The 21,545-nt window shown below is 68.8% G+C and carries 21 protein-coding genes; 3 read left to right on the forward strand and 18 right to left on the reverse strand.

Annotated elements, in window-relative coordinates; all coding sequences use genetic code 11:
• Window positions 1-29 precede the first annotated feature (29 nt).
• From C5B85_RS09155 to C5B85_RS09200, 10 genes are all read right to left on the reverse strand, one after another.
• Window positions 30-1,088: an MBL fold metallo-hydrolase gene (locus C5B85_RS09155; protein WP_146077913.1), complete on the reverse strand. Its 1,059-nt coding sequence runs from the start codon at window positions 1,086-1,088 to the stop codon at window positions 30-32.
• Window positions 1,089-1,282: 194 nt separating this feature from the next.
• Window positions 1,283-2,266: an agmatinase gene (gene speB / locus C5B85_RS09160; RefSeq protein WP_219819387.1), complete on the reverse strand. Its 984-nt coding sequence runs from the start codon at window positions 2,264-2,266 to the stop codon at window positions 1,283-1,285.
• A gap of 556 nt (window positions 2,267-2,822) precedes the next feature.
• Window positions 2,823-4,145, reverse strand: a complete 1,323-nt coding sequence (locus C5B85_RS09165; protein ID WP_104285714.1) for a M20 family metallo-hydrolase — start codon at window positions 4,143-4,145, stop codon at window positions 2,823-2,825.
• Complete coding sequence (locus C5B85_RS09170; RefSeq protein ID WP_104285715.1) at window positions 4,142-5,116, reverse strand: NAD(P)-dependent oxidoreductase; 975 nt, start codon at window positions 5,114-5,116, stop codon at window positions 4,142-4,144. The genes C5B85_RS09165 and C5B85_RS09170 overlap by 4 nt, the downstream gene beginning before the upstream one ends.
• A gap of 10 nt (window positions 5,117-5,126) precedes the next feature.
• On the reverse strand, window positions 5,127-5,909 hold the full coding sequence (locus tag C5B85_RS09175) for an amino acid ABC transporter ATP-binding protein (protein WP_104285716.1): 783 nt from the start codon (window positions 5,907-5,909) through the stop codon (window positions 5,127-5,129).
• Window positions 5,909-6,874, reverse strand: a complete 966-nt coding sequence (locus tag C5B85_RS09180; RefSeq protein WP_104285717.1) for an amino acid ABC transporter permease — start codon at window positions 6,872-6,874, stop codon at window positions 5,909-5,911. Before C5B85_RS09180 ends, C5B85_RS09175 begins: the two co-directional genes overlap by 1 nt.
• 40 nt (window positions 6,875-6,914) lie before the next feature.
• Window positions 6,915-7,805 carry an ABC transporter substrate-binding protein gene (locus tag C5B85_RS09185; RefSeq protein WP_104285718.1) on the reverse strand — a complete coding sequence of 297 codons (891 nt, stop codon included), beginning with the start codon at window positions 7,803-7,805 and terminating at the stop codon, window positions 6,915-6,917.
• A 193-nt stretch (window positions 7,806-7,998) separates the two neighbouring features.
• Window positions 7,999-8,592: a helix-turn-helix domain-containing protein gene (locus C5B85_RS09190; RefSeq protein ID WP_068477661.1), complete on the reverse strand. Its 594-nt coding sequence runs from the start codon at window positions 8,590-8,592 to the stop codon at window positions 7,999-8,001.
• Window positions 8,589-10,265: a thiamine pyrophosphate-binding protein gene (locus C5B85_RS09195; protein WP_104285719.1), complete on the reverse strand. Its 1,677-nt coding sequence runs from the start codon at window positions 10,263-10,265 to the stop codon at window positions 8,589-8,591. The genes C5B85_RS09190 and C5B85_RS09195 overlap by 4 nt, the downstream gene beginning before the upstream one ends.
• Before the next feature lie 3 nt (window positions 10,266-10,268).
• On the reverse strand, window positions 10,269-11,282 hold the full coding sequence (locus tag C5B85_RS09200) for a dimethylarginine dimethylaminohydrolase family protein (RefSeq protein ID WP_104285720.1): 1,014 nt from the start codon (window positions 11,280-11,282) through the stop codon (window positions 10,269-10,271).
• A gap of 173 nt (window positions 11,283-11,455) precedes the next feature.
• Here C5B85_RS09200 and C5B85_RS09205 point away from each other — a divergent pair, with 173 nt between their 5' ends.
• Window positions 11,456-11,911 (forward strand): SRPBCC family protein, encoded by a 456-nt coding sequence (locus tag C5B85_RS09205; RefSeq protein ID WP_104285721.1) that lies wholly within the window; start codon window positions 11,456-11,458, stop codon window positions 11,909-11,911.
• Window positions 11,912-11,973: 62 nt separating this feature from the next.
• Here C5B85_RS09205 and C5B85_RS09210 read toward each other — a convergent pair whose 3' ends face one another.
• The 8 genes from C5B85_RS09210 to fdhD form a co-directional block, all read right to left on the reverse strand.
• The gene (locus C5B85_RS09210) at window positions 11,974-12,441 is read right to left on the reverse strand and encodes an SRPBCC domain-containing protein (RefSeq protein ID WP_104285722.1); all 468 of its coding nucleotides are present in this window, start codon (window positions 12,439-12,441) and stop codon (window positions 11,974-11,976) included.
• A gap of 156 nt (window positions 12,442-12,597) precedes the next feature.
• A complete protein-coding gene (locus C5B85_RS09215) occupies window positions 12,598-14,112 on the reverse strand; it encodes an MDR family MFS transporter (protein ID WP_258070688.1) in 1,515 nt (504 codons plus the stop codon).
• Between the two features lie 95 nt (window positions 14,113-14,207).
• Window positions 14,208-15,365 (reverse strand): ABC transporter ATP-binding protein, encoded by a 1,158-nt coding sequence (locus tag C5B85_RS09220; protein ID WP_104285724.1) that lies wholly within the window; start codon window positions 15,363-15,365, stop codon window positions 14,208-14,210.
• Window positions 15,362-16,246: an ABC transporter permease gene (locus C5B85_RS09225; protein WP_104285725.1), complete on the reverse strand. Its 885-nt coding sequence runs from the start codon at window positions 16,244-16,246 to the stop codon at window positions 15,362-15,364. The genes C5B85_RS09220 and C5B85_RS09225 overlap by 4 nt, the downstream gene beginning before the upstream one ends.
• Window positions 16,243-17,079, reverse strand: a complete 837-nt coding sequence (gene modA, locus C5B85_RS09230; RefSeq protein ID WP_258070689.1) for a molybdate ABC transporter substrate-binding protein — start codon at window positions 17,077-17,079, stop codon at window positions 16,243-16,245. The genes C5B85_RS09225 and modA overlap by 4 nt, the downstream gene beginning before the upstream one ends.
• Window positions 17,072-17,485, reverse strand: a complete 414-nt coding sequence (locus C5B85_RS09235; protein WP_104285727.1) for a molybdopterin-binding protein — start codon at window positions 17,483-17,485, stop codon at window positions 17,072-17,074. The genes modA and C5B85_RS09235 overlap by 8 nt, the downstream gene beginning before the upstream one ends.
• A 99-nt stretch (window positions 17,486-17,584) precedes the next feature.
• Window positions 17,585-18,067, reverse strand: coding sequence for a hypothetical protein (locus C5B85_RS09240; protein WP_104285728.1), 483 nt, complete (start codon window positions 18,065-18,067; stop codon window positions 17,585-17,587).
• Window positions 18,064-18,918, reverse strand: a complete 855-nt coding sequence (gene fdhD, locus C5B85_RS09245) for a formate dehydrogenase accessory sulfurtransferase FdhD (RefSeq protein ID WP_104285729.1) — start codon at window positions 18,916-18,918, stop codon at window positions 18,064-18,066. Before fdhD ends, C5B85_RS09240 begins: the two co-directional genes overlap by 4 nt.
• A gap of 129 nt (window positions 18,919-19,047) precedes the next feature.
• On the opposite strand from fdhD, the gene C5B85_RS09250 reads away from it, so the two are divergent.
• Window positions 19,048-20,289 (forward strand): ThiF family adenylyltransferase, encoded by a 1,242-nt coding sequence (locus tag C5B85_RS09250; RefSeq protein ID WP_104285730.1) that lies wholly within the window; start codon window positions 19,048-19,050, stop codon window positions 20,287-20,289.
• Window positions 20,286-21,545, forward strand: coding sequence for a gephyrin-like molybdotransferase Glp (gene glp / locus C5B85_RS09255; protein WP_104285731.1), 1,260 nt, complete (start codon window positions 20,286-20,288; stop codon window positions 21,543-21,545). The genes C5B85_RS09250 and glp overlap by 4 nt, the downstream gene beginning before the upstream one ends.

Below are 21,545 nucleotides of genomic sequence, written 5' to 3' on the forward strand. Positions count from 1 at the left end.
ATGACGGGGTGTTGCCGGGGCACGCCCGCTTACCGTGAGCGCACCGCATCCGCGTGCATCGCCGTCTGCTGAAGCGCCGAGACCAGCGTGAAGCCGGCGAGGTTCTCCCAGCCGACCGACCAGGTGAGGCGGGAAGCGACCTCGAAGATCGAAGCCCCTGGCGACGAGTCAAGCGCGCTCGCGACTTCGTCGGTGCGCCGCTGGTGGTGCTGCGCGTGCTCGGCGCAGCGCTGCGCAAGGCCGACGAAGCGGTATCCGTGACCCGGAACAGCCTCGTCGACGCCGAGGTCGATGATGCGGCGCAACGAACGCTGATACTGGAGAACCGGGTTGTGCCCGTCATCGCCCCCGAGTCCGAGCCCCGGGTGCAGGACGGGCGAGACGTGGTCGCCGGTGAAAACGAGCCGCGTGTCCTCGTCAACGACGGTGAGGTGCCCCGGCGTGTGGCCGGGTGTGTGGATGGCGCGCATCCGCCGCCCCGGCACGTCCAGCAGCTGCCCGTCATCAACGACCACGTCGGCGCGCAGCAGCACAGGCGTCGCCGACCGGCCGACAAGCTGCAGGATCTCGGTGTGCCGCTCGGCGGGCACGCCCCAGCCGAGGAGTCTCGCCCGCTCGGTCTCGACGGAGGGGCGGTCGGCCGCGAGCCGATCAAGCGCCGCCTGCTCGTCGCGGTGCAGCACGATCGGCGCACCAGAGACGTCCCGGAGCCGCTCGGCCAGGCCGAGATGGTCGTGGTGGAGGTGCGTCACGATGATCGAGCGGACCTGGTCGAGCCGGTGACCTGATCCCTCGAGTGCGGTGGCCAGCGCGGCGAGGTTGTCGTCGGACCCCGAGCCCGGGTCGATGACGTGCACGCCACCTGCGTCGTCGGCGACGATCGACGCCAGCGTGCACGGAATGCGCCCTCCCGGCGTCGGGCCCGTTGGCATTGCGACGCCGACGGTCCAGATGCCGTCCCGAACGAAGTCGAGCGGCGCGACTCCCCCGTCGTTCCAGGCCGACCCCTGCGCGGCGCGGCTGGCCACGACCCCGCTCGTCGTCATGACGCAGTCACCGGGGCGTGCGGAGTGGCTCGAGTAGTGCATCCCATGCCAGAAGCCTAGGACGCCGCGCGCCCGCGGTCAGCTGCAGGCGTCCGGGCCACCCGGAGCTGTAGCTAACCACGCAGCGTGACCAACATCGATGCAATATCGGCAAAAACAGTCTTCAGAACGCCGATCAGGCTCGATATTGCACTGATGTTGGACAGCGCACGCGGCGAGCCGCCTCCGTGAATGTTCTAGCTACGCACCGCGAACATCGACACGAGCTCGTACACGACATGCGCCGCGGCGACACCCGTGAGCTCAGCGTGGTCGTACGCGGGCGACACCTCGACGACATCCGCGCCGACGACGTTGAGGTCCGCGAGACCGCGAAGGATCTCGAGCAGCTCGCGGCTCGTCATGCCGCCAGCCTCCGGCGTACCGGTGCCGGGCGCGTGGGCGGGGTCGAGCACGTCGATGTCGATCGAGATGTAGAGCGGTCGGTCCCCGATGCGCTCGCGCAGCTGCTGCACGACGGCGTCAGCCCCGCGGCGGTAGATGTCGGCCGAGCTGACGATGCCGAAGCCGAAGCGCTTGTCGTCCTCAAGGTCCTGCTTGCCGTACAACGGCCCGCGGGTACCGACGTGGCTCAGCGCATCAGTGTCGAGCAGCCCCTCCTCGAACGCGCGACGGAACGGCGTGCCGTGCGTATAGGCGGCGCCGAAGTACGTGTCCCACGTGTCGAGGTGCGCGTCGAAGTGCAGCATCGCGACGGGGCCGTGGACGCGCGCCATGTTGCGCAGGAGCGGCAGGGCGATCGTGTGGTCGCCGCCGATCGTGACGATCTTGGCGCCGGTGTCGCTCAGCGCCTTGGCGGCCGCCTCGATCGTGCCGAGCGCCTCCTCGATGTCGAACGGGTTCACGGGAACGTCGCCCGCATCCGCGACCTGCTGCGCCGCGAACGGCGACACGTCGAGCGTTGGGTGGTACGGCCGCAGGAGACGGCTCGACTGTCGCACGTGCGCCGGGCCGAAGCGAGCTCCGGGGCGGTACGAGACGCCGCTGTCGAAGGGAACGCCGAGGATCGCGACGTCGAGCTTCTCAACCTCGTCGACTCGCGGCAGCAGCGCAAACGTCGGGGGGCCCGCGAAGCGCGGAACCTGGGCCGAGTCGGTTGGTCCGACGTTGCCGTTCTGCGTCACCCGTGGCGGGTTCGTCCAGAAGAAATCGTTGCTCACTGTGGGGCCTCCTTGCCGCGTGCTTCTGGTCTGAAGTTAGCGAAACGAGGCATCCGAGTCGCGAGCGCTTTGCACCAGACTCGATGACGACGGGTGCAAAGCGCACCCTTCCAGGCAATCTCGTCCCGACCAATGCCGACGGCCGTCACTCCGCGCATCCACGCTGAGCCGGGCCAAGCCCGGCCGAGCCCGACGACGCCCCGGCTGCGTCGCCCGCGGTCGCGTTCACTGCCAATCGAAACGCCCTTCAGAAGCGGCGTTCTGGGCCATTCGACTGGCAGCGATCCCCCTGAGCCAACCGAAAGGGCCACTCGCCTGGCAGCGATGGACGCCACGCATGGACGCCCTCACCTGGCCGGCGGCAACAAGCAAGCGCCGCCCGCTGATGCCGCAGAGGCGCCGCCCACGCCGACGCGGAAGCCACACCCGCCCAAAGCGATCGCTGCCCGGCGTTTCGCCCTCTGCGGCCGCCGTCAGAGGGCGAATCGCCGGGCAGCGATGCGCGGGAGGGGCGCGCTGGAGGGGCGCGCGGGAGGGGCGGCGCCTCGGAGGAGGGCTAGGAGAGGTTGCCTCGGATGAGGTGCCGCACGACGCCGGTCAGCACGTCGAGCCCAGCGACGAGGTCGCCTGGCTCCGTGTACTCCCCCTCGTTGTGGGAGATCCCGTCGACGGACGGCACGAAGAGCATCACCGTCGGCACGAGCTCCTTCATGTTCGTCGAGTCGTGCCCGGCGACGGTCATGATCTCGTCGTTCGACAGGCCGAGCTCCTCGGCGACCGAGCGCGCCAGGTCGACGCCTGCCGGCTGGTACGGGTTGATGTCCCACGAGTGCGACAGCGTGCGCTCGATCTCGACGTCGGCCTTCGCCTCGATCTCCGCGAAGCGCGCATCCAGGAGGGCGTTGGCTTCCGCGAGCAGCGCCTCGTCGTCGCAGCGTAGGTCGAGCAGCAGCGTCACCTCGCTGGCGACGACGACCGGCGAGTTCGGGTATACGTCGAGTTGCCCGACCGCCGTGTGCAGCTTGCCTGGGAAGCGGTCGGTGAGCTCACGCGCGAAGACGACCAGCAGCGAGGCGCCGTAGAGGGCGTCCTTGCGGTCCTCCATAACGGTCGCGCCGGAGTGCGCCTGCTCGCCGCGCACCACAACCCGGTACTTGCTGGCTGCCCAGGTCGCGGTGACAAGACCGATGGTCGTGCCGGCGTTCTCGAGCAGGCGCCCCTGCTCGATGTGGATCTCGGCGCAGAGCGCGGCAACAGGGCCGGCGCCTTCTCCCAGGAATCCGGTGGGGCGCAGCGCCTCCTCGACGCTGATACCTGCCTTGTCGCGCACCGCCAGCGCATCCTCGAGTGGGAGCACGCCCGTGTAGACCGACGAGCCCATCATGGAGGGCACGAACCGCGAGCCCTCTTCGTTGAACCAGTTCACGACGGCCACGTTGTACTTCGCGCCCTCGGCGACACCGGCCGAAGCACCGCCGGCCGAAGCTTCGTCGGCGATGCGGAACGCGGCGTGCGCCGCGGCCAGCACCCCGTAGGCACCGTCGTACTTGCCCGCGGTCGGCTGCGAGTCCATGTGCGAGCCGATCAGCACGTAGGGCGCCCCGGGCACGAGCTCGAGCAGCCCGAACTGGTTGCCGATCCTGTCGTACTCGACCGTGAACCCTCGGCCTTCCAGCAGCCCCTGGAACCAGCGGCGCTGCTCGTTGTCTGCCTCGCTCGCGGCCTGGCGGTCGACGCCGCCATGGCCCGTCGCCCCGAAACCGCCCATGGTGTCGAAGTCGCGCAGGAAGCTCTCGTGCGCGTCGCCGCTCGCCGAGGACGTGGCGGTGGATGCAGCGCTGTCGGCCTGCGCCGTCGCGCGGTCATGCTTGTCGATCATTGAGTGCTCCAGTTGGGGTCGGCTGGTGCGCCGAGCTCGGCGATGATGTTGAGGGCCGGCTGGGTTTCGTAGCCGGCGAGGGCAGCATCCGACCACCAGGCCGTATGCGGTGTAATGACGGTGCCTGGGTCGGTGCGCATGGAGTCGCTCGGATGCGGTGGCTCCCCGTCGAGGACGTCGGCCGCGTAGGTGCGCAGCGCGCCGCTCGCGAGGGCCGCTTGAATGGCCGTCTCGTCGACGAGCCCGGCCCGGGAGACGTTGACGACGACCGCGCCGGCGGGCAGCAACGCGAGCGCGTCGTTGCCGATGATGCCGCGCGACTCGGCAGTCAGGGGCAGGTGGAGGCTCAGCGAGTCGGATGCGGCGAGGAGCTCGTCGAGCGACTCGACGAGCTCGACACCCTCCGGAGCCTCCTTGGCGTAGGGGTCGAAGGCGAGGACCCGCCCGAAGCTGGGGCGTGCGATCTCGGCGAGCCTGCCGCCGATGCGCCCGAGTCCGACGAGCCCGAGTGTGAGGGAGCTGAGGCGGCGCGGCACTTGCAGCCGCGCGGTTGCCTCATCGGTCCATTCCCCGCTGCGCACGAGCTGCAGGCTGCGCAGCAGGGATCTTTCGGCGGCGAGCAGCAGCGTGAGCGCGTGGGCTGCGACCTCTTCCGTCGCGACCCCGGCGAGGGTCACGACCTTCACGCCTCGCGCGGCGGCGGCATCCGCGTCGATCATGTCGGTGCCGACGGAGCTCGTCGCGAGGAGGCGAAGCGACGGCAGCTGGGCCAGGACATCCGCCGTGATGCGCGCGTAGCCGACGACGGCCGCGACGGCGTCGAGGTGCTCGCGTGGCACCACGGCGTCGAGCCCTGGTGAGGTCGGCAGCTCGAGGTGGGCGGTCGCGTACCCGGCTTCCCGCAGGAGCCTGGCGGCAGGCTCCTGCGACAGGTCGGTGGTGTCGGTGAAGATGACCAGTGGGCGCGTCATGTCAGCTCTCTTACTTGAGGACGCGCGCCAGGAAGCGCTTCGTGCGTTCGTGCTGCGGGTTCTGGATGACGTCCTCAGGGGCGCCCTCTTCGACGATGACGCCGCCGTCCATGAAGACGACGCGGTCGCAGACGTCGCGCGCGAAGCCGATCTCATGGGTCACGACAACCATCGTCATGCCCTCCTTCGCGAGCTTCGTCATGACCTGCAGCACCTCGCCGACAAGCTCGGGATCGAGCGCCGATGTCGGCTCATCGAAGAGCAGCACGCTCGGCTTCATGGCGAGCGCGCGGGCGATCGCCACCCGCTGCTGCTGGCCGCCGGAGAGCTGAGACGGGTAGTTTTCGCCTTTGTCCGCAAGGCCGACCTGCTCGAGCAGCACCTTCGCCGCCGCGATGGCCTCCGACTTCTTGTGGCCGAGGATCTGCACGGGCGACTCGATGATGTTCTCGATCGCCGTCATGTGCGGGAAGAGGTTGAAGCGCTGGAAGACCATGCCGATGTCTCGGCGGCGCTTCGCGATCTCGTTCGGGCGCAGCTCGTAGAGCTTGCCGTTCTTCTCCTTGTAGCCAACGGGCTCACCCGCTACCCGGATGATCCCGCGGTCGGCGGTCTCGAGGTGATTGAGGCAGCGCAGGAGCGTCGACTTACCCGAGCCGGAGGGGCCGAGGATGCTGACGACCTCGCCGGCGTGCACGTCGAGCGAGATGTCCTTGAGCACTTCGACGCTGCCGAACGACTTGGCGACGTTGCGCAGCTCGATCATGGGGGCAGCCTGCGTGGATGCTGGCATCAGCGGAGCACCTCTCTGCTTGTTCCTGAAGACCTGCGGTTGGGCAGAATCGAGTTGAGGACTCGCTTCCACACGGGTTCTGGGGTCGCGAAGCCCCGCGACTTGCCGAGCTTGCGCTCGAGGAAGCCCTGGCCGATGCTCGCGATCGAGGTGAGGATCAGGTACCAGATGCTCGCGACGAGCAGCATCTCCATGCGGCTGAAGTCCGCGGCACCGATCTGTTGGGCTCTGGTCAGCAGGTCGCCCGCGCCGATCACCGACACGAGCGAGGTCTCCTTGAGCAGCGTGACGAGCTCGTTGCCCATGGGCGGGACGATCGAGCGCAGCGCCTGCGGCAGGATGATGCGGAACATGATCTTGCCCTGCGTCATGCCGAGCGCCTCGGCCGCCTCCTTCTGACCGGGGTCGATGGAGATGATGCCGCCGCGGATGATCTCCGACATGTACGCGGACTCATTGGCGGCGAGGCCGAGCACGGCCGCCGTGAGCGGGAGGATGAGGTCGTTCGTGTCGAGCTGCACGAACACCAGGTCGATCTGCGGGAAGAACAGGGCCAGGTTGAACCAGATGAGGATCTGGACCAGGATCGGCGTCCCGCGGAAGATCCAGACGAATCCGCTCGAGATGGCGCGCAGCACCCCGTTGCTGGAGATGCGCATCACGGCGAGCGTGATGCCGCCGATGATGCCGAGGATCATGCTGACGACGGTCAGCATGATCGTGATGAGGAGGCCCTGCATGATGGCCTCTGCGAAGACTCTCGAGCCGACCTTCTCCCAGCGGATGCTCGATCCCGTCGCGACGTCGTAGATCAGCTTCCCGACGAAGAGGAGCACGATCGCGGCGAAGATCCATTGGCCGTAGTGCCGCAGTGGGACGATTTTTGGGGCGTCGGCCGCGGGCGCGGCGGGGGCGGTGGAGACCGCTCCCGTCGCGCCCGTGGAGGGGCCGGTCGAGTGAGTCACTGTTCTTCAGCTCCGTTGTGTTTCTTCGTGCCTGTCGCTGTTACTCGGCGCCGTTGATGACGACTTCGGTGACAGCTCCGCCTTCCTGGCCGTGGGAGGCCAGGATGTCGGCGTAGGTGCCGTCGTCGATGAGCGACTGGAGTGCTGCCTGGATGGCGGCGCTCAGCGTGTTGTCCTTAGCGACTGCCATGCCGAGGGGCTCTGGCTGGAAGGGCTCCTCGTTGGCGAGCTCGAAGCCGCCTGCCTGTTCGACGTTGTAGCTCGCGACCGGGTACTGGCTGACCGACGCGACTGCGCGGCCGGACTGCACCTGGATGAGCGCGTCGTTGTCGGTGGACTGCGCCGAGATCTCGATCGGGCTGGAGGCGCAGATGTCGGTGTTGAAGGCCTCGAGGATGCCCTGCTGCGCGGAGTCGCGGAGCACGGAGACAGCCTTGCCGCAGAGGTCGGCCTCGGCCGCGATGCCCTCCGGGTTGCCTTCGGCGACGACGATGCCCTGGCCGGCGTTGAAGTAGTCGACGAAGTCGTAGTTCTCCTGGCGCTCCGGGGTGTCGGTCATGGCGGCGACGACGACGTCGTAGCGAGCCGTGTCGAGCGACGGGAGGAGCGTGTCGAACGCGACGTTCTCGATCGTGACCTCGAGGCCGAGCTTCTGGCCGACGGCCTTGATGAGGTCCATGTCGAGACCGATGACGGTTGCGCCGTCGGCGTCGAGGTACTCGTATGGCGGGTAGTACGCCTCGGTGCCGACGGTGAGGGTGCCGGCGTCGGCGATCTCCTGCGGGAGGAGCGCGACTGCCGCCTCGTCGACGGCGACTTCAGAGACGTCCGCCTCCGGTGCATCGCCTGACGCGCATCCTGCGAGCAGTGCGGTGAGTGCGACGAACGAGGCGCCAGCCAGGCCCGCCTTCATGAGCTTCTTGGATGCCATGTGAATTTCTCCTTCTCTTGATCACCAGCAGTGATCATCTGTAGGCAACATGCGTAATCTAGGAGGCAACTTGCCGCCGGAGGCGCCAAGTCACGCAGGGTTTACAAGGGCGTTACGTGCCGAGCAAACGCTCGGTCTGTTCAGGGAACCGACAGTACTGCGTCCGTCGAGTTCGGGATTGCATCAAAGGAACTCAGGTGGTGCCTCCCCACGCTGCGGGAGCGAGCACCCAGAGGAGTTCGACTCCCTCGGTCGAGTCGAGCGTGTGCCACGTGTGCGGCTCGCGCCCGTCAAGTGTGATCGAGTCGCCGGACTCGAGCTCCCACGTCTCCGACGCCAGCACAACCGTGATCGACCCGCGCAGCACGTGCAGGAAGTCGACCTCGCAGTTCACGGAGTAGAGCTCCTCTCCCCCGGTCCCCGACATGCCGGCGTCGACACGGGATCGCACCACCTGGAACCGCGGGTCGTTGCGGGGGCTGAGCAGGCGCTCGTACACGTTCGTGCCGCCGAGGTTGATCTGCGGGGCGTCCTCGAAGCGCACGAGCTTCGCATCCGGTGCGCTGAAGAGCTCGCCGACCTCGATGTTGAGCACGTCGCAGAGCAGCACGAGCGTCGAGACGCTCGGTGAGGTCTGGTCGCGCTCCACTCGGCTGAGGAAGCTCTTGCTGAGCCCCGTTGCACTGGCGAGCTGCTCGATCGTCATCTGCCGAAGCTGGCGCACCGATCGAAGCCTGCCGCCGATGGCGGCCGGCTCGTTGCGGGGCACGACGGGCAGGGCCCTCACCGGTGCACCGCGGGCCGATGCGTGTGGGTCGGCTCGAACAGCTCAAGGGTCGCTGGCAGCACCAGCACGCGGGGACCTGGGGTGCGGATGCTCTCGGCGAGTTCTGCGGCGAGGGTGTCGAGCTCCACGGGCCTCGACTCGACTCCGAACGCGCGTGCGACGGCGAGGTAGTCCGGGCCAGTGAGCTCAGTCGCCGTGGCGCGTCCGTACGCCTCGTTCATGTAGCCGCGCAGCACGCCGTAGCCGCCGTCGTCGACTACCAGCCAGGTGACGCTGAGCTGGGATTGCGCGAGCGTCGACAGCTCGGCGACCCCGTAAAGGCCGCCGCCGTCTCCGGAGATGGCAACAACTGGCGCACCGTTGGGGTTGTCCCGCGATCGAGAGGCGAACGATGCGCCGATAGCGCCGGGGAGACCGAAGCCGAGGCCGCCGCACTGCCCGTTCTCGTAGACCCCGCCGCGTGCATCCCACGCCGACCAGGCCCAGTAGGCGCTGATCGTCATGTCCCAGAAGGTGGCGACGTCGTCGGGGATCGCCGAGCGGAGCGTGTCGAGGAGCTGGCGCTCCTTCTGCAGCGGCTGCGCGTCGAGACGTGTGCGCACCGCCTGGAGGAGCTCGTCGATCGCAGGGCGCGCATCCGCTCGCTCGCCGGCCCCGCTCGCGCGCAGCCGGTCGAGGATGCCCTGCAGCGCCAGCCCGGCGTCGGAGCGCAGCGTGATCGTGCCGGCGTGGTTGGCACCGAGCACACGAGCGTCGGCGTCGATATGGATGACCGTGCCGGTCGGCGCGAGGCGGAAGTAGTTCGAGGACAGCTCACTCAGACCGGTGCCGATGACGACCAGCACGTCGGCCGCCTCAAGGAACTCGGTGGTCGCGATGTCCTCGATCCAGCCCTCGGCCGACAGCGGATGCGCCCACGGGAACGCGCTGCGCCCGCCGTAGGTCGTGACCACCGGAGCCTGCAGCTGCTCTGCAAGTTGCTCGAGCAGCTCGCCAGCGCCAGAGCGGACGACGCCTCCACCCGCATAGATGCGGGGGTTCGCCGACGCCGCCAGCAGGCTCGCGGCCGCCGCGAGCTGCGCATCCGACGCCTCAGGCGCAAGCGCGTAGGCCTCGGCAGCGATGCCGTTCAGCTGCCCATCGGCGAGCTCGATGCTCGCCTGCTGCACGTCGTGCGGCACCTCGACGTACACGGGGCCAGCTGGCGCGCTCTGCGCCGTGCGCCACGCCTCGACCAGCGTCGGCACGATCTGCTCGACCGAGCGGATGCTCCACGTGCCCTTCGCGATTCCGCGGAAGTGCGCTTCCTGGTCGCGCAGCTCGTGCAGGTAGCCGTGCGCCTGGCCGCCGATGCCCGGAGTGGGCACCTGCGCGGAGATGAGGAGCACGGGAGAGCTGGCGGTCGCCGCTTCCTGGAGGCCGGGCAGTGCCGTCAGCGCGCCTGGCCCCGCCGAGAGCAGCAACGGGGTGACCGTTCCCGTGACCCGTGCGTGCCCGTCCGCCATGAACGCCGCGTTGTTCTCGACTCGCGCGCCCAGGTAGTCGAGCGAGCTGTCGCCAAGCGCGTCGAACATGGGGAGCGCGTGCTGCCCGGGGAGTCCGACGACACGCTCCGCGCCGAGTGCCTCGAGCGTCCGGATGACAAGTTCCCCGCCGGTGACGTTTTCTGACATCGCTTACCAGTCCCTCTGGAGTTCCATCGTCGAGCAGTGCAGCCCGCCGCCGTTCTTGTTGATCTCGCGGTAGGTGACGGGGATGATCTCCACGCCGTACTTCGAGTTGAGGAGCTCCGCGGTGCGAGGCAGGTGCGACGGGAAGAGCAGCTTGCGCCGATCGAGCGTCAGGAGGTTGCACGCCCAGTCCTCCTGGGGCGCCACGTCGACCGTTTCAATGCCGAGCTTCCAGAGCGCATCGAGGAAGTCGTACGGCGCGATGCGCGAGTTCACGAGAGCGAGGTCATCGTCGAGCATGGCGCAGCACAGGTCGAGGTGGATCTGGTAACCGGGCATCTGCGAGTGGATGAGCTCGATGCCCTGCTCGTCCAGGATGTTCTTCAGCTGGCGGTAGCCCTCAACGTTGCAGCGCACGGAGGTGCCGAAGAACGCGAGGTCGGGGCGAACCTTGATGAAGCTGCCGCCCTCCACGAGACCCGTGCCGGTGATCGTGCCGAGGATGGGCATGCCCTGGGCCGCGACCGTCTGGGTGATCGACTGCTCCTCACCGCGTCGCATGCGCGGCGCAAGACGGCCGATGATCGCGCCGCCAGGAATCGTGACGAGCGGGTCCCGCGTGAAGACGGACTTCGTGAAGCTCGGGGCGAGGTCAGGGGCCATGACGACCTCGACATCGTTGTCTTCGAGCACTGTGACGAAGCTGTCGAACTCGGAGTGCAGCTTCTCGAGGTCAGGGAACCCGCGGCCTGACCAGTACCAGCGGCGGTCCGGGTCGACGTACGCACCGATCTCGGGCATCCAGGTGGATTCGCCCGCCTTCTCGACGGCCTCGAGGCCGGCGCTGGGGCGGCGCATCATGATCGTGCGGAGTCGACCGACTTCGTCCTGCGCGCCCCATTTGCGGCCCCAGTAGGTGGGCAGCTCCGTGTCGGCGAGGAAGCCGGGTTCAGCTTCAGGGCCGAGGAGGCGGTGGAAGGCGCCGTCTGACATCTCGAGGGTGGGGTCGACGTCGGTCATGTGAAAACCTTTCGTGGTCGCGTCGTTGCGACTCCAAGAAGTTTCGCTCACGACATCATGCGTTGTCTAGTGCGAAACTACGACTGCCTGTTTCCGGGCGCGTGACACTCATGTTTCCGGCCCGTAACTTCTGCTGAGTCCATGCATAGCCACGTTTCTGTCACTATGCAGACATGACCCAGTACGAAGTGCAGCGCGAGGCCGTCATCCCGGCAGACATCGAGCGCGTTCACGCCCTCATCAACTCGTTCCACAAGTGGAGCTCCTGGTCTCCGTGGGAAGACGTCGACCCCGCCATGGACCGCCGATTCTCTGGCCCAGAGGCTGGGAAGGACGCCCACTACGAGTGGGAGGGCAACCGCAAGGCCGGCAAAGGCTCCATGACGATCGTCGCCTCAGCACCCCAGCGCGTCGACCTCGTCATCGACTTCGACAAGCCGTTCAAGGCCCACAACCCGACCTCGTTCATCCTCGAACCCATCGACGGCGGCACCCACGTGCGATGGGTCATGTCCGGCGAGCACAAGGGCATGGCGGCCCTCGTCTTCAAGTTCATGTCGATGGACAAGTTCCTCGGCCCCGACTTCGAGCGCGGCCTGCGCCAGCTCGAAGCGGCGGCCGTCGCCTGAGCCAGCCTGAGGCAACCCGCGCGGCAGCGGCGGCAGCGGCAGCAGCGCCGAATGGCCTCGGCTCAGAGCAGCGGCAGGTCCTCCGCGGGAGCTTCCCCGAGCGCCTCGCGCAGCAACGGCAGCGCCGCCGTCCACGCCATCGTTTCGATCTCGGCTGACGTCGAGTCGGCGGCAAGCCCCTCGAGGTCCTCGAAGCCAGAGTGACGCACGGTCAGCGCGGAGCCGCCATCCGCTGGCTCGATCGTGAACTCGACAACCGTGCTGTTCTGCGGCTGCGGGTCTTCCTCCGGCACGGCGGCGAGCCGGTAGCCGAAACGGCGCGGTGACTCCACGAGCGTCACCTCGCCGCGGAACGTGCCGTGCTCTGGCCAATGCACGGCAAGCACTCCGCCAGGCTCGGCCTCGATCGTCGCCCCACCAAACGCATACCAGCTGGCGAACGACTCCTGCTCCGTCAGCATGCTCCACAGGCGCTCGGGCGCAGCCTCGAAGGTGATGGACTTCTCGACGATCTCGGGCGCGTCAGCCATGGTCGCTCCTCAGCTCGGTGGATGTTCGACTCCCCATCCTCGCAAACCTCCCCGCAAAGCGCGTCCACCCGGTCCAGCCAGACACGCAGCAGGGCCCAGCGCCAGGAGAAACCTGGTGCTGGGCCCTGCGTGCGCGAACCGCTGAAGTCAGCGGTGCTAGTGCATTGCGGGCGCCTCGGCGCCCTCGCGCTTCGGTGTCGACTTCACGAAGAACGTGCCGATGATCGTGACTAGCGAGATGCAGGCGCCCACGAGGAACGCCGAGTGGATGCCCTGCGCCTCGGCCGAGATCGGGCCGAAGCCCTGGCCGACAGCGGCAACCGTCGAGTTCGCCATGACGACGACGAACATCGCCGTGCCTGCTGCACCCGCGAGCTGCTGCGCCGTCGTGACGACGGCGGAACCGTGGGAGTAGAGCGACTTCGGCAGGTCGCCGAGCGCGCTGGTCATGAGCGGCGTGAACATGAGCGCGAGGCCAACCGACAGCGTGACGTGAGCTGCGATGACCATCCACTGCTCGGAGTTCTCGCTGAGCATCGTCATGCCCCAGATCGCCGCGCTCACGACGAGGGAGCCTGGGATGATGAGCGGCTTCGTGCCGAAGCGGTCGAACAGGCGGCCGACAAACGGCGCGAGGAGCCCCATCGTGAGGCCACCGGGCAGCAGGGTCAAGCCGGCACGCAGGGTGTCGTAGCCGAGCACTTCCTGCATGTAGATCGGCAGCAGGATGATCGTCCCGAAGAGCGACATGAAGCTCACGGCGAGCAGCACAAGCGAGACCGTGAACTGGCGGCTCGTGAAGACGCGGAGGTCAAGCAGCGCGACGTCCCGCTTCTGCAGCGAGATCTGGCGCCAGATGAAGGCGCCGAGTGCAAGCGCGCCCACCGTGATGGGCACAAACGCCGGGATGAGCGCCGTCGCCGAGCTCTCGCCGAGTCCGGAGAAGCCGTAGACGAGCCCACCGAACGCGAAGGCCGACAGGATGATCGACAGGACGTCGATCTTCGCCTGGCGCGGCTCCGTCACGTTCTTGATGAACAGCGCGCCGAGGACCAGCGCGGCGATGGCGATCGGGAGCACGAATCCGAACATCCAGCGCCACTCGAAGACCTGCAGGATGAGGCCGGAAACCGTCGGTCCGATCGCGGGTGCGACGGAGATGACGATGGAGATGTTGCCCATGGTGCGGCCGCGACGCTCCGGCGGAACCATGTTGAGGACGGTCGTCATCAGCAGCGGCATCATGATGGCGGTTCCCGAGGCCTGCACGATGCGGCCGAGGAGCAGCAGCTCGAAGCCGGGCGCGAGGAAGCAGATGAGCGTTCCGACGGAGAAGAGCACCATCGCGGCGATGAACACCTGGCGCACGTGGAAACGCTGCAGCAGGAAACCGGTGATCGGGATGACGACGGCCATGACGAGCATGAAAGCCGTCGTGAGCCACTGGCCGGTGGCGAGCGGGATTCCGAGGTCGGCGTTGAGGGCTGGCAGCGCCACACCCATGATCGTCTCGTTCAGGATGACGACAAACGCCGAGACCAGAAGGAGCGGGATGACGAAGCGAGTGCGCGGGTCGGTGCCCTGCTGGCTCGCGGAAGTGGCTTGGCCCGCGGATGCGGACCCGGCTGGGGTCGGTTCGGCGTCGCGGGTCGCGGTGCGCGAGTCGGTCACAGTACTCCTTGGAAGGTTCAGGTCTTGGCGTGCGGGCACGCCCGCACGTTCGCTCTTAACGCTGAAAGCGCGCGCGGCATTCCCCGGCGCGTCGCTCAGCGGGTCGCGGCGAAAGCGACGTGAGCAGGTGGAAGGTGGACGATCACCGACTGGCATTCGTGCAGTCCCCCTGGAATGCGCGAGCCGGTGTCGAGCGGAAGCCGCGCCGTGAGGCGGGTCGTTGTCCGTTCTTCGCCAACAAGGAGTGTAGCCGTCACGAAGCCGAGGTCTCGTTCGAGGCGCAGGACTTCAGCGTGCCAGGAGTTCGGGGCGAGCAGCCGGGCCTCCGCGGCAGGTGCCCGAGCATCCTCCGTCCCTGGGAGAACGAGCTCGAGACGATCAGCGCGGATGCTCGCGAACAGCCGCTCGCCAGGCCCGGCCGGGCCGTGCGCCTCCCCCGGTGCACCCGCCTGGCCGACGAGGTGGCCACGGATCTCACCAAGGTCGCTGTGCGTCGCGACCCCCGGCTCGCGCAGCTCGACCTCGAACCCGGTTCGTCCGACAAGCGCCGCGACGTAGGCGCTCGCCGGCCCCGCGGCGATGGATTCCGGTGTACTGAGCTGGGTGATCGCGCCGCGTTCGACGATCGCGATCCTGTCGGCCAGCGCAGCAGCATCCGCCGGGTCGTGCGTGACGACGAGGGCTGCCCCCTCGAATTCGGCGAGCACGCGGCGGAGCTCGGCACGAACTTCCGAACGAGCCTCCACGTCGAGGGCGGAGAGGGGCTCATCAAGCAGCAGGACCCTCGGCGAGGTCGCGAGCGCCCGAGCGAGCGCAACCTTCTGCGCCTGCCCTCCCGAGAGCTGGGCTGGGCGACGGGCCGCGAGGTCGTGGATGCCGAAGCGCTCCAGCCATTCGGCGGCGACTCGGCGCGCCTCCCGGCGGCCGATTCCTCGAGCGCGCAGCCCGAAAGCCACGTTATCGAGCGAGCTGAGGTGGCCGAAGAGGACGTATTCCTGGAAGACGACGCCAAGCTGTCGCTCCCTCGCGCCAAGCCGGACGCCCCCGGGCGCCTCTTCCGCGAGTCGGCCTCCGAGCTCCAAGGTGCCCCGTTCGAGTGGCGCCAGGCCGGCGATCGCGCGCAGGAGCGTCGACTTGCCTGCCCCGTTCGGGCCGAGCACGGCGAGCACCTCGCCAGGCCGCACCTCGAGCTCGTACCTCGCGTGGAAGCCGCCGACGGCAACGCTCGCGCCGATGGCCAGTCCCGCGTTCATCCGCTGCGCCCCGCACCGCTCGTCCGCACGCCCCTCGCCCGCGCGGTCACAGAGGCGCCGAGCACCGCTGGACTTCCTGCGACGCCGGACACCCAACGGCCGCGCAACGCGAAGAGCACAACCACCGAGACGAGCAGGAGCAGGAGCGCAAGCGCGATTGCCGCATCCGGATCCGACTGCATGGCGAGGTAGGTGGAGATCGGCATCGTCCGCGTGACGCCGGGGAGGCTGCCGGCGAGGGTGATGGTCGCGCCGAACTCGCCGAGGGCGCGGGCGAAAGCGAGCACCGCCCCGGCCCCGATCGCGGGCCCGACCATCGGCAGCGTGACCCGCGAGAAGGTGAACCAGCGGGTCGCGCCGAGCGTCGCCGCCGCGTCCTCGACCCGGCGGTCCGCCCCCAGCAGCGCCCCCTCGACGGCGATGACAAGGAACGGCAGGGCAACGAACGTCTGGGCCACGACAACCGCGGCGCTCGTGAACGGGAGGCTGAACCCCGTGAGCTGGGCGATCGGGGCGCCGAGGAGGCCGGAGCGGCCGAAGAGGAGCAGCAGTGCGAGGCCACCGACGACCGGCGGGAGCACAAGCGGAACAAGCACCAGCACCCGGACGACGCGGTAAAGGCGCTGACCGGGCAGCTCCGCGAGCGAGACCAGCCACCACGCGAGCGGTACCCCGATGACCAGGCAGACGGCCGTCGCCGCGACGGCGCAGGAGAGCGAAAGCCAGAGGGCCTGGCCGACGACCGGCTGAGCGACGATCTCCGGGAACTCAGCCCACGGCACGCGGAGGACGAGGGCCAGGATGGGCAACGCGAGCAGCGCAAGAGCCACGAGCGCGAACGGCGTCAGCGCCGCAGGCGGGCGGCGGCTTACCCCGGTCATGTCAGGCTGAGGAAGCCGGCTTCCTCGAAGACCTCAACGCCGCGAGCTGTCAGGATGAACTCGGTGAACGCGGCCGCGGCCTCTGGGTTCGGCGCCGCCTTGAGCGGGACGATGCCGTAGTTGTTGACCGCGTCGAGCGCCTCAGGGAACTCGATCGGGTCGACCTCGAGAGCCGCCGACTTCGCGTCGGTCGCGTAGACGAGGCCGGCGTCGACCTCCCCGAGACTCACCTTCGTGAGCACTGCCTTGACGTCGCTCTCGAGGGTGTCCGGCTGGGGCACGATGTCGGTCTGCTCGAAGATCTTCGCGGCCGCCGCACCACACGGCACCTCTTCGTCGCAGAGCGCGATCTTGAGCTTGGGGTCGGCGAAGTCCTTCAGCCCCGTGATGCCGGCCGGGTTCCCTTCCGGCGTCACGATGACCAGCGCGTTTCGGGTGAACGTCGCCGGTGTCCACTCGACGAGCCCCGCATCCACAACCGGCTTCATCGTCGCGTCGCTCGCGGAGGCGAACACGTCGACCGGGGCTCCGCCCGTCACGATCTGCTCGGCCAGCGTCGAGCTGCCCCCGAAGTTGAGCGTCACCGTGACGCCGGGGTGGTCGGCCTCGAACTCCTCCGCCAGCTGCGTGAACGTCTCGGTGAGCGAGGCGGCCGCGTAGACGGTGACGGTGCCAGTCGGGCCCGTCTCGGTGGGAGATGGCGTGGACTCGGTGCTGCCGGAAGGTGCTGCCGGACCACCCGCGGGTGCGCAGCCCGCCAGGGCAGCCAGCAGGAGCACGCCAGCGGAGGCGGCGAACGCGCGCACCATTCCGAGTCTCCGCGTCTTACGCACTGTGCACTCCTTCAATTCCCACGTTGGTGGCCTTCACGCTCGCCACAACAAGACTTCCGACCTCGAGGCCGAGCTCGTCGACGGCCTCACGCGAGACCAATGAAACGATTCTGAACGGCCCCGCCTGGACATCGACCTGGGCCATGACGGTGTCGAGCGTCAGCTTTGTGACGATGCCGCGCATCCGGTTGCGAGCGGATGCGGGTGGCAGCTCGACGAGGTCACCACGCGCGTCGCTCTCCGCGAGGTCCTTGGCCAGGGAGGCGAGCTGCACGCCGGAGACCGTCTTCGCACCAGCCTCGCCCTCGAGGTCGAGGCGGCCGCTTGCGCCCCAGCGTCGCAGCGTGTCGTCGCTGACCCCGAGGAGCGACGCTGCCTCGCTGACCCGGTATCGCTGTTCTGGCATGCGGGCATCCTCTCACGGCGAACCGCAGATGCGTCAGTCAGCTTGGGTTTCGACCCGCAGGTGCGCTCACGCTCGTCGGATGAGCGCGAACTCACCGCGCTACCGGAGAATCTCGACGAGCAGCACCCACGCGTTGAGGGTCGCCCCGGCGAAGGTGAGCAGGAATCCCGCGGCCACCCAGTAGAGCGCCTCCCACGTGCCAAATGCGAGGACTCCGCCGATGAGCATGGGAAGGAGCTGCAGGGCGCTGAACACAGCGCGCAGCACGTGCTCCCGCAGGTGCCCGTGGGGATTCTGAAAGCCGATGACGCTCGTGCGCCAGTACAGGACCACCACGATCAAGGTGAACGCGAGCGTCACGCCGCCGAACGCCATGTTGCTGATGCCGGGGATCAGGCCCGTCGCTCCGACGATGACGATGAGCAGCAGGGATGCGATAGTCGCGCCTGCCCTGGACGGCATGCTCTTGATCTTGATGATCGTCGCGACGTTCACCGACATCGCCACGATGATGAGGCCGGCCAGGGCTGCGCCAGCACCGACAGTCGCGACGAAGAAGCTCTCCCAGGTGTCGACGATCATGCTTCGGCCTCTTCCGTGTGAAGGATGCGGTCGGGGCGCGAGTAGATGACCATCGACTCCCCGCGGAGGAAGCCGATCAGCGTCATGCCGCTGGCTTCGGCGAGCTCGGCGGCAAGCGAGGACGGCGCGGAGACGGCGGCAAGGATGGGGATGCCCGCCATCTTCGCCTTCTGCACGAGCTCGAAGCTCGATCGGCCGGACACCTGCAGCACCGTCCCGGTGAGCGGCAGCCGGTGATTCTGCACGGCCCAGCCGACGACCTTGTCGACGGCGTTGTGGCGCCCGACGTCCTCTCGCAGCACGAGCAGCTTTCCGGTCGCGGCGTCGAACAGCGCGGCGGCGTGCAGGCCGCCCGTCTTCTCGAAGACCGCCTGCTGGTCGCGGAGCTTGTCGGGGAACGTCACGAGAATCTCCGCGTCGAGTGTCACGGGGTCGATCGAGACGTCGTAGCTCGAGGTCAGCTCGACGGCGTCGATGCTCGCCTTTCCGCAGAGGCCGCACGAGCTTGTCGTGTAGAAGTTGCGCGCGAGGTCGGGGTCAGGTTGCGGGGTGTCCGCCGACAGGAGCACGTCGAGCACGTTGTAGGTGTTGAGCCCGTCGGCAGTGCCGTCGGCGCCCGCGCAGTACATCGCCGACCGGAACTGATCGCCTCGGGCGATGACCCCCTCAGAGACGAGGAAGCCAGCCGCGAGCTCGAAGTCATTGCCCGGCGTGCGCATCGTGATGGCCAGCTGCTGGCCGCCGACGCGGATCTCGAGGGGTTCCTCGGCCGCGAGAAAATCGGCCTTCCGACTCGGGGGCTTCCCGAGACTCAGCCGAGTGACGCTTCGCCGCACCGTGATCCGACCCACGCGCCCATGCTAGCCGCCGCCGCGCATCTGCACCGAGCACCCGATACGCCTTCCGTCCGCACCAGCATTCCAGTGGAGAGGCCGCGTCGCGGTCGTGAGCGGCTCGGGATGCGGCTGTAGGGTGACGCCATGCGCCTCGCCCCGCTTGTCGGACCTTCCCCTGAACTCGGCGGTGACGAGCTCGCCAGAACCGCGCGCCAGCGACGCCTGCCCGAGCTCGGCGAGATCGGGCAGCGCCGCCTCGCCGCGAGCCGAGTCGCCGTGCTGGGCGCCGGCGGCCTCGGAGCCCCTGCCCTGCAGTACCTCGCGGCGGCCGGAGTCGGCACCATCGGGATCATCGACGCGGATGCGGTCGAGCCGAGCAACCTGCACAGGCAGGTCATCCACGGCATCGGCGACGTCGGGGAGCGCAAGACCGCGAGCGCCGCCGGCAGCCTGCGGAGGCTCGCACCCGACGTGACGGTCATCGAGCACGACGAGCGCCTCGACGAGGGGAACGCCGCTGCGATCCTCGGCGGTTACGACCTTGTGCTCGACGGGGCGGACAACTTCGCGACCAGGTACGCCGTCGCCGATGCCTGCGTGGCCCTTGGTCTCCCGCTGGTCTGGGGCTCGGTGCTGCGCTTCGACGCGCAGCTCAGCGTTTTTTGGTCGTCCCCGCCTGACCCCGCCGACGCCGTCACGCTGCGTGACGTGTTCCCCGAGCCGCCGCCGGCCGGGTCCGTGCCGTCCTGCGCTGAGGCGGGGGTGCTCGGCGCCGTGTGCGGTGTTGTCGGCTCGATGATGGCGGTCGAGGCGATCAAGCTCATCACGGGCATCGGCGACGTGCTGCTCGGGCGGCTTGTTGTTGTGGAGGCCCTCACGATGCGGATCTCCGAGGTGCCGCTCCGCGCGGTCACCAAGCAGCTCACCGGGCAGCCCACGGCGCAGTCCTCGGCGCAGGCCTCGGCGCAGACCCTCGCCCGGGATCGGCCGGTGGAAACGGCCCCGCCAGGGCAGCCGAGTCCGCTCGACTTCGACGCGGTTCGGGATGCTCGCGGCCGGTTCGTCGACGTGCGCGAGCCCGACGAGTACGCGGTTGATGCGTTGCCAGGCGCCGTGTCGCTGCCGCTGAGCGAGCTGCTCCAGCTGGATCGCGAGCCGTCCGAGCTGGTGGCACGCCTGCACCGCATCGCCGGCGAGCACGCCGGGACGCACGGTTCGCCCCTCAACCTCTACTGCGTGTCGTCGACGCGGGCGCGACGCGCGGCGCGACTGATCGCTTCGCACGGCATCGAGGTCCGCGTCGTGCAGACGCCAGAGCTCAGCGTGCTTCGTGGACCAGCAGGGGCATCTCGCGTGGACGCATCACAAGGCGGGGCGAGCGCATGATCGAGGTCGAGACTCAGCTGGCGCGCGTGCTCGCGGAGGCCTGCCCCCTGCCGAGCGACACGGTGCCGCTCGCCGCGGCCCACGGCAGGGTCATCGCCGAGACCGTGGTGTCGCGCTACGCGCTCCCCCCGTGGACGAACTCCGCGATGGACGGCTACGCGGTGCGCTCGGAAGACGTGGCGTCGGCCAGCGAGACGGCCCCCGTCTCGCTCGAGGTCATCGCCGATCTGCCAGCCGGCACCGCGGCCGACCCGGTGATCCTGCCAGGGCAGGCGGCTCGCATCATGACAGGAGCTCCCGTCCCCGCGGATGCCGATGCGATCGTGCCCGTCGAGGCGACCGACGGCGGCGAGCTGCGCGTTACCATCACGGCACCAGCTGCACCTGGAGTGCACATCCGCTCGGCCGGTGAAGATCGCCAACCGGGTGATGCCCTCGTCTCAGCCGGCTCGCGAGCTGGCGCCGAGGTGCTCTCGGCGCTCGCTTCCGCCGGGTTCGGCCGAATCAAGGTCGCGCGGCGCCCGCGGGTTGCCGTCATCGCGACGGGCAGCGAGCTGGTCGCGCCAGGCGAGCCGCTCGATCGCGGGCAGATCCCCGATTCCAACTCGCTGCTCATCTCCTCGCTTGCCGTCGAGCACGGGGCGGAGCTTGTCGACGTCGTCCGGGTGTCCGACGAGGTCGCCGAGCTCGAAACCGCGCTGCGTGGACTCGCGAGCCGCTGCGACGTCATCGTCCTGACGGGCGGCGTGAGCATGGGCGCCTACGACCCCGTCAAGGAGCTCCTCTCCCCCGGCGAGCAGGTGCGCTTCGAGAAGGTCGCGATGCAGCCAGGCAAGCCGCAGGGCTTCGGCCGCCTCGCCGCACCCTGGGTCGACGAGGGCGAGCTCGGCCCGCTCGTTTTCGGCCTGCCGGGAAACCCGGTGAGCGCCTGGGTTTCGTTCCTGGTGTTCGTCCGCCCTTGCCTGCGCGCACTGCAGGGAGCATCCACGGTCGAGGACCCGAAGCTCAGCGCGCACGCCGACGTCGGCTGGCGCACACCGCCTGGCCGCCGCCAGTACCTGCCCGCGCGCATCCGCACCACGGATGCGGGGGTCACGGTCTCCCCCGCCGCCGCCAGGGGGTCTGGCTCGCACCTCGTGGGCAGCCTCGCCGACGCCAACGGCTACGCCGTCGTCGACGCGAGCATCGAGCGGGTGCAGGCGGGCGATGTCGTGCAGGTGGTTCGGCTGGTGTCGGACGTGGATGCCAGACTCTGA

Origin of the sequence: Pseudoclavibacter sp. AY1F1 (assembly GCF_002931075.1) — a bacterium.
Lineage (GTDB): Bacteria > Actinomycetota > Actinomycetes > Actinomycetales > Microbacteriaceae > Pseudoclavibacter.